The organism is Pseudomonas sp. S3_G06 (assembly GCF_054667565.1).
Genome location: NZ_CP162738.1, coordinates 1,129,475 through 1,144,500 on the forward strand (window position 1 = coordinate 1,129,475; position 15,026 = coordinate 1,144,500).

Here is a 15,026-nt window from a genome sequence, read left to right on the forward strand (position 1 = left end):
TTTTTAGCGGCGCGCTTTACAGCAATCAAGATTAGCTGAATGCAGCCGATAAACCCCCATAGTGAATTCATCAGAACAAGCCCAGGAGTCATTGATGGCCGGCATTCTCGACACGGTAGACCAACGCACGCAACTGGTGGGTGAGAATCGCCTGGAAATCCTCATGTTTCGCCTGGCCGGACGCCAGCTGTTCGCGATCAACGTGTTCAAGGTTCAGGAAGTGCTGCAACTGCCCAAGCTGACCCTGATGCCGCAGCGTCATCCTTTCGTCTGCGGCGTGGTCAATCTGCGCGGACAGACCTTGCCGGTGATCGACCTGTCCCAGGCAATTGGTATGCGCCCACTGGTGCCGGGCCCGAACAGCACGATCATCGTCACCGAATACAACCGTTCGGTGCAGGCCTTCCTCGTTGGCGGCGTCGACCGCATCGTCAACATGAACTGGGAAGCCATTCTGCCGCCGCCGACCAGTGCTGGCCGCCAGCATTATCTGACCGCGATCAGCAAGGTCGACGATCAACTGGTGGAGATCATCGACGTCGAGAAAGTCCTCGCTGAAATCGTCCCGTACAACGCCAAGGTGTCGCGCGAGAAACTCGACGACCCGGTACTGGAGCGCGCCCGTGGCCGCGAAGTGTTGCTGGTGGACGACTCCAACGTAGCGCTTTCGCAATTGCGCGATACTCTCGGCCAGCTCGGGGTGAAAATGCACATTGCCAGCGACGGTTTGAAAGCCTTGAACATGCTCAAGGCCTGGGCCGATACCGGCGTGCACATGACCGATAAACTGCTGATGATCTTCACCGATGCGGAAATGCCGGAAATGGACGGTTATCGCCTGACCACGGAGATCCGCAACGACCCTCGCCTGCGTGGCCTGTACGTCGTGCTGCACACCTCGCTGTCCGGTAGTTTCAACGACTCGATGGTGAAGAAGGTCGGCTGCGACAACTTCCTCTCCAAATTCCAGCCGGACAAACTGGTCGACGTGGTGCGCCAGCGTCTGATGCTCGACGTCGTGCCAGCCTGAGACACGCACATTTTGCTACCTGTGGGAGCCTGCTCGCGAAAGCGCTGGGTCGGACACATTGATGGTGAATGTGCCGGCCTCTTCGCGAGCAGGCTCGCTCCCACAGAAGTGTATTTACATTAATGACGGCTTTGATTCGGTATTGAAGCTCGTATAGGGTGGCGTTTTTCCTCCAAGGAAGCTGGCCATGCTGCGTCTGAGCGCGCTTTATCGTTACCCGTTGAAATCCGGCAAGGGCGAAATCCTGCAAAGCATCGAGCTGGACAAGCTCGGGCTGGCAGGCGACCGCCGCTGGATGCTGGTGGACGAGGCCAGCGGGCGCTTTCTGACCCAGCGTGCCGAAGCGAAGATGAGTCAGTTATCGGCGTTATGGAATGCCGGCGGCGGTCTGACCCTCAGCGCTCCCGAGCAGGGTTCTATCGAAGTCGCGCTGCCCGCGGCCGACGCCGAGCTGCGCGGTGTGACGATCTGGCGTGACACCCTGCGGGTGCCGGACGCCGGTGATCAAGCCGCGCGTTTTGTCAGCGACTTCCTTGGCAAGCCGACACGTCTGGTGCAAATGCCGCTGGAGCGGGCACGCACCACGCAGTCGGGTTTCGGCAAGGATGACGATCAAGTGGCGTTCGCCGACGGTTATCCATTGCTGCTGATCGGCGAAGCTTCGCGGCTGGCCCTCTCGGAAACGGTAGGGCGAGAGCTGGAGATGCTGCGCTTCCGTCCGAATCTGGTCATCGAAGGCAGCGCACCTTACGCCGAGGATCAATGGAAACGTATTCGCATCGGCGATATCGAGTTTCGCGTGGTCAAGCCGTGCGCGCGTTGCATCATGACCACTGTTGACCCGCAAACCGGTGAACGCAGCGCCGATCGCGAGCCGTTCGCGACGTTACAGAAACATCGCTCAACCGCCGATGGCGCGATGTTCGGACAGAATCTGGTCAACGACGGCAACGGCCGCCTGGAAGTCGGCATGCCGGTGGAAATTCTCGAATAGAGTTTCCCCTGAAACGAAAAATGCCCGGGTCTTTTGGACGCGGGCATTTTTTTGCGCTGTGAAACCGGCGGGATCAGCCGCGGTATTCGCACAGGTAAGCGGTATCGACCGCGACCTTCAGCTGGAACTTGCTGTTGGCCGGGACGTTGAACTGGCTGCCGGCGGCGAAGGTTTCCCAGTCGCTGCTGTCTGGCAGTTTTACGCTCAGCGCGCCGGAAACCACATGCATGATCTCGCGCTGGCTGGTGCCGAATTCGTATTCGCCCGGGGCCATGACGCCAATGGTCGCCGGACCTTCAGCGGTGCCAAAGGCGATCGACTTGACGGTGCCGTCGAAGTACTCGTTGACTTTAAACATGGGCGGATTCCTCGAAAAGGGCTTAAAAGGGGGCGGCCAGTATGCACAAGGCTTTTCGCGCCGTCACGCGTCTAAAGCGGCAGGACCAGCGGCAATAACCGTGCGGTATTGCGGGCATCTTCCAGCGCGCGATGTTGTTGGCCGTTGAACTGCATGCCCGCCAGTTGCAACGCGCCGTTGAGCCCCAGCGGTCGTTCCAGGCGCCGGGCCTTGGCGAAGCGCTGTTTGAGGTTCATGTGCGGGACTTTGCTCAGGCCGCTGTCGATGTTCAGGCGCTGCCACTCCTGGAGCAACTGCTGGCGATCGTAACCGCCCCAACTGGCCCAGCCTTCAAGGCGAGCCTGATGCTGCGCCAGCCAACGCTCAAAGGCCGGCCAGACTTCGCTCAGCGGTTGCGCCGAATCGATGTTGGCCTGAGTGATGTGTGTCAGCTCCCGACAGAATGGCGTCAGCAATGGCCGGCGGGTCGGTTTGACGAAGCGCTGGAAGTGATCCTGCTCGCGCCCGGCGCGGTCGACCAGGGTCGCACCGATCTCGATAATTTCCATTTCCGTGACCGGCCAGCCACCCTCGTCTGTGGTGGCTTCCAGATCTATGACCAGCCAATGGGGCATCGCAGGGTTCCTGATTTCCGCGTTCTGATTTATCAGAGCGTAGTCAAACCCCGCGCTTGTGCCCGGGCGACTACTCGACCTGCAACAGAACCTGACGATTTTTTACCTGATCGCCGACCTTCACTTGCACCCGTTTGAGCACGCCATCGATGCCGGCCTTCAACGGATGCTCCATTTTCATTGCCTCCAGCACCACCAGCAATTGACCCTTGCTGACCGTACTGCCCTCGCTGACCAGCACATCGACAATGGCACCGTCCATCGGGGCTTTCAGGGTGCCGGAGGCGACGCTGGTCTGACTGTCGATCGGCGCATGAGTTCGATCCTCCATGCGCAGGCTGCCCGGATGGGTGAACAGCCACAGCTGCCGATCGTGCAGACGATAGGCGTGGCGCTGGCGCAGACCGTCGACTTCGATGGTGATCGATTGCGCGGCGTGCTCAATGATTTTCACCGCCACAGTGCTTTCGCCAGCCTGCACGACCAACTCGCCGGGTTTGCGCGCCAGCACCGCCAGCGTCCAGTCCTGCTCGTCACTGCCGAGTCGATAGTGCAACGGCACGCTAGCGTTGTTGCGCCAGCCGTTCAGCGGGGCGCGATGGGGCAGGGCGCTGGCCTGGTAGAACAACGCCACGGCAATCGCCAGTTGCGCCGTCGTCGGCACATAAGTGATGAGGCTGGCATGGCTGGAAAAATGTTGCTGGATGAAAGCGGTGCTGAAGTCGCCGCTGATGAACTGCGGATGTTGCAGCAGGCCTTCGAGCAAGCGTTGGTTGCTTTGCACGCCAAGCAGCACGGTGTCCTGCACCGCACGCAACAATTTGCGTCGCGCCTCTTCGCGGGTGGCGCCGTGGGCGATCAGTTTGCCCAGCAGCGGGTCGTAGAACGGGCTGACCGACTGACCTTCAAGCAGACCGTGATCGATGCGCGCACCGTGATCCGAAGCCGGTTGCCATGCGGCAATTCGGCCGGTTTGCGGAAGAAAATCCGCAGCGGGATCCTCAGCGTAGAGGCGCACTTCCATGGCGTGACCGTCGAGGCGAATCTGTGCCCGCGTCAGCGGTAGCGGCTGGCCCTCGGCAACCAGCAACTGCCATGCGACCAGATCGAGGCCGGTGATCATTTCCGTCACCGGATGCTCGACCTGCAGACGGGTGTTCATCTCCAGAAAGTAGAACTGCCCGCGTGCGTCGAGGAGGAACTCCACGGTGCCGGCGCCGACATAATCCACCGCGCGCCCGGCCTTGAGTGCCGCTTCGCCCATGGCCTGGCGCAGCTCGGCGGTCATCACCGGGCACGGCGCTTCTTCGATGACTTTCTGATGACGGCGCTGGATCGAGCAATCGCGTTCGCCGAGGTAGACCAGATGGCCGTGCTGGTCGCCGAATAGCTGCACTTCGACGTGACGCGGTTCGATCAACGCCTGCTCAAGAATCAACTCGTCGCTGCCGAAACCGTTCATTGCTTCGGACCGCGCGGTGCGCAGTTGCGCCGCCAGTTCGCTGGCCTCGTGCACCAGGCGCATGCCACGTCCACCGCCACCGGCACTGGCCTTGATCATCAGCGGATAGCCGATGCGCTCGGCTTCGGCCAGCAGGGTCGCGTCGTCCTGCGCTGCGCCTTGATAGCCGGCAATGCATGGCACGCCGGCGTCGAGCATGGCGATTTTCGACAGGCGTTTGCTGCCCATCAGTTCGATCGCTCCGACGCTGGGGCCGATGAAAGTCAGCCCGGCTTTGGCGCAGGCGCGGGCGAAATCGGCGTTTTCCGAGAGAAAGCCGTAGCCCGGGTGAATCGCGTCGGCGCCGCTGCGGCGGGCGGCGTCGAGGATCGCCGCAATGTTGAGGTACGACTGCTGCACCGGCGCCGGGCCGATATGCACGGCTTGGTCGGCCATTTGCACGTGTAGCGCATCGGCGTCGGCGTCGCTGAACACGGCGACTGTGCGATAACCCAGCGCCTGGGCCGTGCGCTGGATGCGGCAGGCGATTTCACCGCGGTTGGCGATCAGGATTTTGTGGATGGCGGGCATGGTGGGGTTCCTGAAATGATAGCGGTGAATGGGGTGGCCTCATCGCGAGCAGGCTCGCTCCCACATTTGGAATGCATTTCAACCTGTGGGAGCGAGCTTGCTCGCGAAGCTTTCAGATAGCCCACCGCGGTTTACGCTTTTGCATAAAGGCCAAGGTGCCTTCGATCCCTTCGTCTCCAGTCACTGCCGCGCTGAACCACTGCGCCGCGTCATCGAGCAATTCATTCGACGGCTGCCCGGCACTCGCCAACAGCAATTTCTTGGTCATCGCATTCGCTTCCGGTGCGCAGCGCAGCACCTGTTGCAAGACCTCATCCAGTCGCTCGGCCAACGCTTGCGCATCCTGTTCAACGAAATGCACCATCCCCAATCGCTGTGCCTCAGCGCCATCGAAACGCGCCGCCGTCAGCGCCAGTCGCCGGGTTTCGGTCAAGCCGATCCGTTGCACCACAAACGGTGCGATTTGCGCCGGGATCAGGCCGAGGCTGGTTTCCGGCAAGCCGAACTGCGCCTGGTGATCGCTAATCGCAACATCGCTGACGCAGGCCAGACCGAAGCCGCCGCCGAGCACCGCGCCTTGCAGCACAGTGATCAGCACCTGCGGCGTGTGCTGGGCTTCCTCCAGTAACGCACCGAACGCCCGGTTCAACTCGCGATAAGCGTCCGCGCCCTGAGCCCGTGCGCTGGCCATGTCCTTGATGTCGCCGCCGGCGCAAAAATGCCCGCCGGCACCGCTGAGCACCAAGGCCCGCACTGTGCGGTCATCGTGCATCGCCGTCAGCACCGCGCGCAGTTCGGCGACCATTTGCAGGCTCATCGCGTTGCGGCTGTCCGGGCGGTTGAGGGTGATGTGCAGCACGCCGCCATGCAGTTCCAGCAACAGCGTCTGGCAATCGGGCAGGCGGCTCATTTCTTTTTCCCCGGCAGGATGCCCATCAGCTTGCAGATGATCCCCAGCATGATTTCGTCGGCGCCGCCGCCAATCGATACCAGGCGCACATCGCGATAGGCGCGGGCCACCGGGTTGTCCCACATGAAGCCCATGCCGCCCCAATATTGCAGGCAGCTGTCGCTGACTTCACGGCCGAGGCGTCCGGCCTTGAGCTTGGCCATCGACGCCAGGCGCGTGACGTCCTGACCTTTGATGTACTGCTCGGTGGCCTGATAGACCAGCGCGCGCAGGCATTCGATTTCGGTCTGCAATTCGGCGAGGCGGAAGTGGATCACCTGGTTGTCGATCAGCGCGTTGCCGAAGGTCTTGCGCTCCTTGCAGTACTCGATGGTGCTGTCGATGCAATATTCCAGGCCCTTGATCATGTTCGCCGCGCCGAACAGGCGTTCTTCCTGGAACTGCAGCATCTGCATCATGAACCCGGCGCCTTCATGGCCGATGCGATTGCGCTGCGGCACGCGCACGTTGTCGAAGAACACCTGCGCGGTTTCCGAGCTGCGCATGCCGAGCTTGTCCAGGTGCGAACTGAGGCTGATCCCCGGGGTGTTCATCGGCACCATGATCAGCGACTTGTTGATGTGCGGCTTGTCGTCCGAAGTGTTGGCCAGCAGGCAGATGAAATCGGCGCTCGGCGAGTTGGTGATCCACATTTTGCTGCCGTTGATCACGTAGTCATCGCCGTCCTTGCGTGCTGTGGTTTTCAGCCCGGCGACATCGGAGCCGGCGCCGACTTCGGAAACGCCGATGCAACCCACCTGTTCGCCCGTGATCGCCGGCCGGAGGAATTCTTCGCGCAGTTCGTCGGAGCCGAAGCGGGCGAGGGCGGGTGTGCACATGTCGGTCTGCACGCCGATCGACATCGGAATCCCGCCGCAATGAATGGTGCCGAACTCTTCGGCGGCGACGATCGAATAGCTGTAGTCGAGGCCCATGCCGCCGAATTTTTCCGGCTTGGAAATGCCCAGCAGACCCAGCTCGCCAGCCTTGCGGAAAATCTCGTGGATGGGAAAGCGCCCGGCCTTTTCCCATTCTTCGACGTGCGGGTTGATCTCGTGCGTGACGAACTGGCGGACGGTGCGGCGCAGGGCTTCGTGTTCCGGGGTGAAGATCATTGTTGTTGTTCTCCGTAGGATCCGTGGCGGTCAGAAGCGGCTGACGCCGAAGCTGTTGGGTTGCAGCTTGCGCGTGTCGGCTTCGTGGCAGATATCCAGCAAGTAACCGAGCAGGGTGCGGGTGTCGCGCGGGTCGATCAGGCCGTCGTCCCACAGGTTGGCGCTGCCGTACAGGGCGGTGGATTGGCTGTCGAGTTTCTGCGCGGTCATCTGTTCGAGCATGTCGAGCATTTTCGGATCCGGCTCGATGCCGTCCTTGAGCTGTTTGGCTTCGGTAACGATGCGCAAGACCTTGCCGGCCTGTGCGCCGCCCATTACTGCCGTGCGGCTGTTGGGCCAGGCGAAGATGAAGCGCGGATCGAGCCCGCGCCCGCACATGGCGTAGTTGCCGGCGCCGTAGGAACCGCCGACGACAATGGTCAGTTTAGGCACCCGTGCGTTGGCCACCGCCTGGATCAGTTTCGAGCCGTGCTTGATCACGCCTTGCTGTTCCGATTCGGTGCCGACCATGAAACCCGTGGTGTTGTGGAAAAACAGCAGCGGCGTCTGGCTCTGGTCGCACAACTGGATGAACTGCGCCGCCTTGCTCGCACCTTGCGGGGTGATCGGTCCGTTGTTGCCAATGAAGCCGCAGGCGCGGCCCTGGATTTTCAATTGGCCGCAAAGGGTTTGCTGATCGAACTCGCCTTTGAATTCGAGAAAGTCCGATTCATCGGCAATCCGCGCGATAATTTCGCGCACATCGTAGGGCTTTTTTGCATCGTCCGGGATCAGCCCGAGCAGTTCGTCGATGGGGTAGAGCGGTTCTTTGAATTGCGGCTGCGGCAGCCACGGCAGCTGCTCGTTCCAGGGCAACATGCGCATGATGTCGCGGACCTGGCGTATGCCGTCAGCGTCGTTTTCAGCGAGATATTCGGCAGTGCCGGCGACCTGCGCGTGCATCTCGGCGCCACCGAGTTCTTCATCGGTGGCCACTTCGCCGGTCGCCGCTTTGAGCAATGGCGGGCCGGCGAGAAACAGCTTGGCCTTGCCGCGCACCACCACTACGTAATCCGATAACCCCGGTTGATAGGCGCCGCCTGCGGTGGCCGAGCCGTGTACCACGGTGATCTGCGGCAAACCCATGGCTGACATGCGCGCCTGATTGGCGAAACTGCGCGCACCTTCGACAAAGATCTCTGCCGCGTAGTTGAGGTTGGCGCCGCCGCTTTCAGCGAGGGTGATCATCGGCAGTTTGTTCTCCCGCGCGATCTGTTGCAGGCGCAGGGATTTTTTCAGGCCGCTCGGCGAGATCGTGCCGCCCTTGATCGCGCTGTTGTTGGCGACCACCATCGCGCGGATGCCGCAGACATAACCGATGCCGGCAATCAGCCCGCCACCGGCCGAACTGCCGTCCTTGTCGTCGTGCAATTTATAGCCGGCGAGGCTGGCCAGTTCGAGAAACGGCGCGCCGGGGTCGAGCAACAGGTTCAAGCGCTCGCGGGGCAACAGTTGCCCGCGTTTGCTGAATTTGTCTTTGGCTTCGGCGGCCTTGTTCAACAGGTTCTGTTCAAGCTGCTGCACCTGCTCGATGGCGGCGAGCATGGCCACGCGGTTGCGCGCGAACGCTTCGCTGTGCGGATCGAGTTGCGACTGAATCTGCGCCATGGCTTATTCCTTGTCCTTGAGCACGTCGGGACGCAACACTTCTGGTAAATACGCGCGGTGAAAACCGTTGAACGATTCGCTGTGGCTGGCCTTGTGCAGCGGCCAGGCACGACTGCCGAGGCTGGCGGCGCCGTCGATTTTTACCGTGGTGCCGCTGATGAATGCCGCCGCCGGGCTGAGCAGAAACACGATCGCCGCACTGACTTCCGATTCGGTGCCGATACGCTTGAGCGGCACATGCTCGCGCAGGGTCGGAATCACTGCTTTGAATGCGCCCTCGTAAGTGTCCATGCCGCTGGAGGCGATCCAGCCCGGCGCCACGGCGTTGACCCGGACCCCGGCGTAACCCCACTCGAACGCGGCAGTCTTGGTGAAGTTGTCCATGCCCGAACGCGCGGCGCCCGAGTGGCCCATGCCGGGCATGCCGCCCCACATGTCAGCGAGCATGTTGACGATGCTGCCGCCGTGTTTGCTCATCGACTGGTTGAACACTTCCCGGGCCATCAGAAACCCGCCGACCAGATTGGTCCGCAGCACGGTTTCAAAGCCCTTCTGATTGATCGAGGCCAAGGGCGACGGATACTGGCCGCCGGCATTGTTGACCAGACCGTGGATCGGCCCGTGTTCGGCGATCAGCTCTTTGACCAGTTGCTTGACCGCTTCTTCATCGCGGATATCGCAAGCCTTCCAGTGCGCGCGGCCGCCGTCCTCGGCGATTTCGGCGGCGACTTTTTCCAGCTTTTCCGGCTTGCGCCCGACCAGCAGCACATTGGCGCCGAGGGCCGCCAGTTCATGGGCGGTGCAGCGACCGATGCCGCTGCCGCCGCCGGTGACAATCAGGTTCTGGCCGCTGAACAGATCGGCGCGAAAAATCGACGCGTAAGCCATGCACACCATCCTCTAGTCGAGCTGTTCGGCGATGCTCTGCGGCACCGGGATCTGGATTTCCAATAGTTGCTGGGCGAAGGCTTTGCCTTGCGGGTCGATGCGCAGACTGGCGACACCGCCACCGCCGAGGGCGTTTTCCAAAAGAAAGTTGAGGCTGTGGGTGCCGGGCAGATACCAGCGTTCGACACGCCCGAGAAGCGGATCGAGGACGTGGCGCATCCAGTCGACCACCACCGAAGGGGTCAGCGCTTCGGCGATCCATGGCAGGTAATCGGGATGGCGCGGCATCACGCCGATATTGCTGTGGTTGCCCTTGTCGCCGGAGCGCGCCACCGCCAGTTTCACCAGCGGCACACTGGCATCGGCGCGGCCCTGGGGTTTGGGTGGCTGATGGGCGAGCGGCAAATCTGCGCTGTCGAGGGCCACCGGGTCGGGGAGGGCGCAAGGATGACGTTCGCCTGCGATGTCGACTTGCAGGGCGCAGGCGCTTTTATCGACGAGGAACGAGAACAAGCGGATGACTGGGTACACGGTCGGACGTCCGCCGACAATGCCGGTCAGACCGGGCGCCATACCGGTCGCGGCCTGGGCGATCTCTTTGGAAAACAGCACCAGCGCGCGTTTGTCAGGGTGGCGCACGGCGATTTTGATCACCACTTCACGGCTGTCGCGGCGCTGGCCGTGGGGGCCGTAGGTGGCTTCGCTGCCGAGCAGTTCGACATGGGTTTCGCTGTACGGCGCCCAGCCGCGCAGGCTGAACATCTCGGCGGTCTTGTCGATGATCGCCTGACTGACCCGCCGCGCCTTGTCCACCGCGTCGATGCCGGCCATCAGGCAACTGGCGGTGCAGCGAAAACCGTCCGGGTACGTGGCGCTGACCTTGTATTTGTCGCTGGGTGGCAGGCCTTTGGCACCGTGCACCTGCACGACGTTTTTGCCTTGTTGCTGGAGTTTGACCTGAGTGAAATCGCAGATCACATCGGGTAACAGATAGGCCTGCGGATCGCCGATTTCGTAGAGCATCTGCTCGCCGACGGTCAGCGGCGTAACCAGGCCGCCGGAGCCTTCGGGTTTGCTGACGAGGAACTGGCCATCGGCGCTGACCTCGACGATCGGAAAACCGATGTGCTCGTAATCCGGCACCTCGCGCCAGTCGGTGAAATTACCGCCGGTGCACTGCGCGCCGCATTCGATGATGTGCCCGGCCAGCGCGGCCTGGGCGAGTTTTTCGTAGTCATGCCACGACCAGTCGAATTCGTGAACCAGCGCCGCACTGACCACGGCGCTGTCGACCACCCGGCCGGTGATGACAATGTCGGCACCCAGGCGCAACGCTTCGACAATTCCCGGCGCGCCGAGGTAGGCGTTGGTCGACACGCACATACGCGGCAATGGGGCGCCGCTGAACATTTCGCGGATATCGGCGGGGTTTTTGAGCTGTCCTTGCAAGTCGTCGCCGAGCAACACGGCGATCTTCAGCTGGACCCCAGCCTGGTCACAGGCCGCTTGCAGGGCCGTCGCGCAGGCCTGCGGATTGACCCCGCCGGCATTGCTGATCACGCGGATGTTCTGTTCGGCCAGTTGCGTCAGCAGCGGCGCCAGCACTTCAACGAAGTCACCCGCGAACCCGGCCTGCGGGTCTTTCAGGCGCGCGCCGGCCATCAGCGACATGGTGATCTCGGCCAGATAATCGAACACCAGATAATCCAGGTTTCCGCCGGAGACAAGCTGGGCGGCAGCAGTGGAAGTGTCGCCCCAAAAAGCACTGGCGCAGCCGATTCGCACGGTGGTTGGCATTTTTATCTCCGACTCAGGGACCTGCGACAGAAGTGTCTGGAGGCTACCAAGCAAGCGCTTGGTTTGCAAACAGGCGAAACATTCTTCTGCCCAAGCGCTTGCTTGGTGCCCGCGCGCGGCTTAAATTGCGCGCAACCCTGCGGTTACAGGGGGCAACACACTGATCGACTGTAGGAGAGAACGGGTGGACGAGCAAAAAGCCCTGCGGGTCATGCGCGAACTGGTCGACCAAGGCCAGTTGACCGACCCGGACAGCGCCCGCGGCAAATTGCTGCAAGTGGCGGCTCACCTGTTTCGCAACAAAGGCTACGAGCGCACCACGGTGCGCGATCTGGCCAGCGCTGTGGGCATTCAGTCGGGAAGCATTTTTCATCACTTCAAAAGCAAGGATGAAATTCTCCGCGCGGTGATGGAGGAAACCATCCGCTACAACACCGCGCTGATGCGCGCAGCCCTGGCCGAAGCCGGTGACGTGCGCGAGAAAGTGCTGGCGCTGATTCGCTGCGAATTGCAGTCGATCATGGGCGGCAGTGGCGAGGCGATGGCGGTGCTGGTGTACGAATGGCGCTCATTGTCCGAAGACGGCCAGGCTAAAGTCCTTGCTTTACGTGACGTTTATGAAGACATCTGGCTGCAGGTGCTGAGCGAGGCCAAGGATGCCGGCTATATTCGCGGCGACGTTTTTATTACCCGACGTTTCCTTACCGGCGCACTGTCCTGGACCACCACCTGGTTCCGTGCCGGCGGCAGTTTGAGCCTCGATCAGCTCGCCGATGAAGCGCTGATTCTGGTCCTCGAAGCGCGTTGAACGGTTGTCGGACCGGCCGACAAACTGGCTAAGTCGGCGAAACCGCCTAGCTTGAATGCATTGATCGCTATTTTTTTCGGGGAGTGGGGTGTTTTGAAGTCTTCGCCAATTCGGACAGCCGCCGGGCTGATGCTCGCTGCGCTGGCTGCGTTATGGGTATTGCCCGCTCAGTCAGCGCAATTGGTCCGGGTCGGCGCCGCGCATTTCCCGCCCTACACGATTCGCCCGGAAAACGGCGCCGATACCGGCCTGTTGCCGCAATTGATCGAGGCGCTGAACCGCTCGCAGAGCGACTATCAGTTCGTCCTGGTGCCGACGTCGATCCCGCGCCGTTTCGGTGATTTCAAGCAGGGCCGCATCGATATGGCGATCTTCGAGAACCCCGAGTGGGGCTGGAAGGACATTCCCCACGACGACGTCGACATGGGCCTGGAAGACGCCGAGATTTTCGTCGCGCAACGCGAAGACGGCCGCCAGCAAAACTACTTCTCGAGCCTGTCGGGCAAACGTCTGGCGCTGTTCAGCGGTTATCACTACGAATTCGCCAACTTCAACGCCGACCCGAAATACCTCGCGCACAACTACAACGCCACGCTGACCTATTCTCACGACAGCAACCTGCTGATGGTCCTGCGCGGACGCGCCGACATTGCCTTGGTCACCCGTTCCTATCTGTTCGATTACCTGCTGCGCAACGAGAAGGTCCGCGACGAGCTGTTGGCTTCGCAGCGCACCGATCAGATCTATCACCATTACTCGATTCTGCGGCCAAACGCTCCGATCACCGGCGAAGCCTTCGGCAACCTGCTGCAGCGCTTGCGCGACAACGGCGAATTGCTGAGGATTTTCGAGCCGTACAGGATTGCCGTGATGCCGGCGCCTCATCACTGAAGCGCTAATTGCCTCTCGCGCTTAAATTTCCCCTCCCGGCTCACGTCACTTCGTTGAACTGTCGACGATTACGTGAGCCCGACCCATGTCCAATCTGAATGACCTGACTGCCCTGGCATTGCCCTCGGGCAGTCGCTTGATCGCTGATGCTACCGAGAGCCGCTTGAGCCTGAGCCTGGACGGGCAACCGCTGATTCGGCTGCGCCTGGACCGCGAGGCCAATGGCCCGATTCAGCTTGATGAACGTTTTGCCCTGCCGCCCGGGCAAGCCTTGTGGGCCGCCTGTTATTGGCTGTTCGCCCGTGACCCGGCGTGCCAGCAATTGACCTGGCAACTCGATCAGCCACCGACCGAAGCCTTGCGCAGTGGTCTGCTGATCAATACCGAAGTCGCCGGTGAGTATCGCTGCGAGCGCACGCTGTTCTGGCAACTGCCGCAGCCGTGGCTGGGCACTTCACTGACCGGCAGCTATCCGCAGCAAATGGTTATCAGCCATGGCAAGCGCCATCCGCTGCGACCGGTGAAGCCGCGCGGTGAAGTCTACCGGCGTTTCGATGCGCGGCTCGGCGCGTGGATTTCCTTGCGAACGCTGGAAATCGAGGAAGATCTGTCGCGCTTCAATCGCTGGCAGAACAGCCCGCGCGTGGCGAGTTTCTGGCAGGAGGAGGGCAGCCTTGAGCAGCATCGCGACTATCTCAACAAGCTCGATGCCGATCCGCACACGCTGACGCTGATCGGCTGTTTTGATGATCAGCCATTCGCCTATTTCGAAGCCTACTGGGCCAAGGAAGATCGCATCGCGCCGTTCTACGATGCCGGCGATTACGACCGTGGCATTCACATGCTGGTCGGTGAGGAAAGTCATCGCGGCCCGCATAAAGTGGCGAGTTGGTTATCGGCGCTGGTGCATTACCTGTTTCTCGATGATCCACGGACCCAGCGCGTGGTTGCCGAGCCACGTGCCGACAACGCGAAGATGATCGGCCATATGCACAACCAATGCTTTCACTGCGAGAAGGAATTCGATTTCCCGCACAAGCGCGCGGCGTTGATGATTCTGGGACGGGAGCGGTTTTTTGATCGGTGCCGGTTGGCCTGATGTATTCGGCCTCGGAATTTCGTTGGGTCTGAGGCCGCTTTCGCGAGCAGGCTCGCTCCCACACTGGATTTGTGTCGTTGATCAAACCCTGTGGGAGCGAGCCTGCTCGCGAATGGCTTGACGCAGAATCCGGATCCTAACGACGACCGGCAATCACCGCATCCCGCCGACTGCCCGAGACCTTGCGGCAGTGCACCAGCGCATCACGAATCATGAAGTTGACCAGGGTGGGCGATACGCCCAGTTCCTTGGCGATGTCCTTTTGCGGCACGCCGTGCAGACGGTACATCTCGAAGGCATAACGGGTGCGGCTGGGCAGTTCGGTCAGCGCATCGGCGATGTGTTCCAGAGTCGAGAAGTTGATGTGCGAAGTTTCCGGCGAAGCGCCCTGAATCACCACGTTCAAGCCTTCCTCTTCCGGGCCTGAGTATTTCTGTTCGAGCGCCTGCTTGCGGTAGTGATCGATGGCGAGGTTGCGCACGATCTGGAACAGGTAGCTCAGCTGAGCCTTGATCGACGACGTGATCGGCGGCGCCGATTGCAGTCGGAAAAACGCATCCTGAACCACATCTTCGGCACGAGACCTGCAACCGGTAATGCGGGCTGCAATCTTGACCAGAATCAGTCGATTGTCGACGAATGCCTGAAGTAGCGGTGAATCGCACCTGCTTGTGGATACTTGTTCCGTCATGGAAATCACCTTGCTGCCAATAGGTTAGTGGGAGGGCCTCGGGGGACGGCGCCGTCCTACACATCGAGCGACAAATTATGTTGAATGATAATGATTGTCAAATGAGAAAGAGA

General features: G+C 61.3%; 14 protein-coding genes. 5 read left to right on the top strand and 9 right to left on the bottom strand.

The window, feature by feature from the left end:
- The first annotated feature begins 94 nt into the window (after positions 1-94).
- Entirely contained in the window at positions 95-1,030 is a 936-nt protein-coding gene (locus AB4N47_RS05180) for a chemotaxis protein CheV (protein ID WP_122611530.1), read from the top strand.
- A gap of 187 nt (positions 1,031-1,217) precedes the next feature.
- Positions 1,218-2,024 carry an MOSC domain-containing protein gene (locus AB4N47_RS05185; protein WP_341639398.1) on the top strand — a complete coding sequence of 269 codons (807 nt, stop codon included), beginning with the start codon at positions 1,218-1,220 and terminating at the stop codon, positions 2,022-2,024.
- 73 nt (positions 2,025-2,097) lie between these two features.
- Here AB4N47_RS05185 and ppnP read toward each other — a convergent pair whose 3' ends face one another.
- From ppnP to AB4N47_RS05225, 8 genes are all read right to left on the bottom strand, one after another.
- The gene (ppnP, locus tag AB4N47_RS05190) at positions 2,098-2,382 is read right to left on the bottom strand and encodes a pyrimidine/purine nucleoside phosphorylase (RefSeq protein WP_039759849.1); all 285 of its coding nucleotides are present in this window, start codon (positions 2,380-2,382) and stop codon (positions 2,098-2,100) included.
- Between the two features lie 71 nt (positions 2,383-2,453).
- Positions 2,454-2,996, bottom strand: coding sequence for a 3'-5' exonuclease (locus AB4N47_RS05195; protein WP_024013686.1), 543 nt, complete (start codon positions 2,994-2,996; stop codon positions 2,454-2,456).
- Between the two features lie 70 nt (positions 2,997-3,066).
- The gene (locus AB4N47_RS05200; RefSeq protein WP_341639399.1) at positions 3,067-5,028 is read right to left on the bottom strand and encodes an acetyl/propionyl/methylcrotonyl-CoA carboxylase subunit alpha; all 1,962 of its coding nucleotides are present in this window, start codon (positions 5,026-5,028) and stop codon (positions 3,067-3,069) included.
- 112 nt (positions 5,029-5,140) lie between these two features.
- The gene (locus AB4N47_RS05205) at positions 5,141-5,938 is read right to left on the bottom strand and encodes an enoyl-CoA hydratase/isomerase family protein (RefSeq protein ID WP_341639400.1); all 798 of its coding nucleotides are present in this window, start codon (positions 5,936-5,938) and stop codon (positions 5,141-5,143) included.
- Positions 5,935-7,092 carry a citronellyl-CoA dehydrogenase gene (atuD, locus tag AB4N47_RS05210; protein WP_056788533.1) on the bottom strand — a complete coding sequence of 386 codons (1,158 nt, stop codon included), beginning with the start codon at positions 7,090-7,092 and terminating at the stop codon, positions 5,935-5,937. Before atuD ends, AB4N47_RS05205 begins: the two co-directional genes overlap by 4 nt.
- Positions 7,093-7,122: 30 nt before the next feature.
- Positions 7,123-8,739 carry a geranyl-CoA carboxylase subunit beta gene (gene atuC, locus AB4N47_RS05215; protein ID WP_341639401.1) on the bottom strand — a complete coding sequence of 539 codons (1,617 nt, stop codon included), beginning with the start codon at positions 8,737-8,739 and terminating at the stop codon, positions 7,123-7,125.
- 3 nt (positions 8,740-8,742) lie between these two features.
- Complete coding sequence (locus tag AB4N47_RS05220) at positions 8,743-9,627, bottom strand: SDR family oxidoreductase (RefSeq protein ID WP_122700113.1); 885 nt, start codon at positions 9,625-9,627, stop codon at positions 8,743-8,745.
- Positions 9,628-9,639: 12 nt separating this feature from the next.
- Positions 9,640-11,424 (bottom strand): acyclic terpene utilization AtuA family protein, encoded by a 1,785-nt coding sequence (locus AB4N47_RS05225; RefSeq protein WP_341639402.1) that lies wholly within the window; start codon positions 11,422-11,424, stop codon positions 9,640-9,642.
- A 184-nt stretch (positions 11,425-11,608) separates the two neighbouring features.
- On the opposite strand from AB4N47_RS05225, the gene AB4N47_RS05230 reads away from it, so the two are divergent.
- The 3 genes from AB4N47_RS05230 (at position 11,609) to AB4N47_RS05240 (ending at position 14,222) form a co-directional block, all read left to right on the top strand.
- The gene (locus AB4N47_RS05230; RefSeq protein ID WP_341639403.1) at positions 11,609-12,232 is read left to right on the top strand and encodes a TetR/AcrR family transcriptional regulator; all 624 of its coding nucleotides are present in this window, start codon (positions 11,609-11,611) and stop codon (positions 12,230-12,232) included.
- A gap of 93 nt (positions 12,233-12,325) precedes the next feature.
- Positions 12,326-13,123, top strand: coding sequence for a substrate-binding periplasmic protein (locus tag AB4N47_RS05235; RefSeq protein WP_341639404.1), 798 nt, complete (start codon positions 12,326-12,328; stop codon positions 13,121-13,123).
- 85 nt (positions 13,124-13,208) lie between these two features.
- A complete protein-coding gene (locus AB4N47_RS05240; protein WP_341639405.1) occupies positions 13,209-14,222 on the top strand; it encodes a GNAT family N-acetyltransferase in 1,014 nt (337 codons plus the stop codon).
- 136 nt (positions 14,223-14,358) lie between these two features.
- Here AB4N47_RS05240 and AB4N47_RS05245 read toward each other — a convergent pair whose 3' ends face one another.
- Positions 14,359-14,913, bottom strand: a complete 555-nt coding sequence (locus AB4N47_RS05245) for an RNA polymerase factor sigma-70 (protein ID WP_008088195.1) — start codon at positions 14,911-14,913, stop codon at positions 14,359-14,361.
- Between the last annotated feature and the right edge of the window lie 113 nt (positions 14,914-15,026).

Coding starts and splice junctions, on each gene's coding strand:
- AB4N47_RS05240 (WP_341639405.1), top strand. CDS start 13,209: ATGTCCAATCTGAATGACCTGACTGCCCTGGCATTGCCCTCGGGCAGT.
- AB4N47_RS05205 (WP_341639400.1), bottom strand. CDS start 5,938: ATGAGCCGCCTGCCCGATTGCCAGACGCTGTTGCTGGAACTGCATGGC.
- AB4N47_RS05195 (WP_024013686.1), bottom strand. CDS start 2,996: ATGCCCCATTGGCTGGTCATAGATCTGGAAGCCACCACAGACGAGGGT.
- atuC (WP_341639401.1), bottom strand. CDS start 8,739: ATGGCGCAGATTCAGTCGCAACTCGATCCGCACAGCGAAGCGTTCGCG.
- AB4N47_RS05180 (WP_122611530.1), top strand. CDS start 95: ATGGCCGGCATTCTCGACACGGTAGACCAACGCACGCAACTGGTGGGT.
- AB4N47_RS05185 (WP_341639398.1), top strand. CDS start 1,218: ATGCTGCGTCTGAGCGCGCTTTATCGTTACCCGTTGAAATCCGGCAAG.
- AB4N47_RS05200 (WP_341639399.1), bottom strand. CDS start 5,028: ATGCCCGCCATCCACAAAATCCTGATCGCCAACCGCGGTGAAATCGCC.
- AB4N47_RS05225 (WP_341639402.1), bottom strand. CDS start 11,424: ATGCCAACCACCGTGCGAATCGGCTGCGCCAGTGCTTTTTGGGGCGAC.
- AB4N47_RS05220 (WP_122700113.1), bottom strand. CDS start 9,627: ATGGCTTACGCGTCGATTTTTCGCGCCGATCTGTTCAGCGGCCAGAAC.
- ppnP (WP_039759849.1), bottom strand. CDS start 2,382: ATGTTTAAAGTCAACGAGTACTTCGACGGCACCGTCAAGTCGATCGCC.
- atuD (WP_056788533.1), bottom strand. CDS start 7,092: ATGATCTTCACCCCGGAACACGAAGCCCTGCGCCGCACCGTCCGCCAG.
- AB4N47_RS05245 (WP_008088195.1), bottom strand. CDS start 14,913: ATGACGGAACAAGTATCCACAAGCAGGTGCGATTCACCGCTACTTCAG.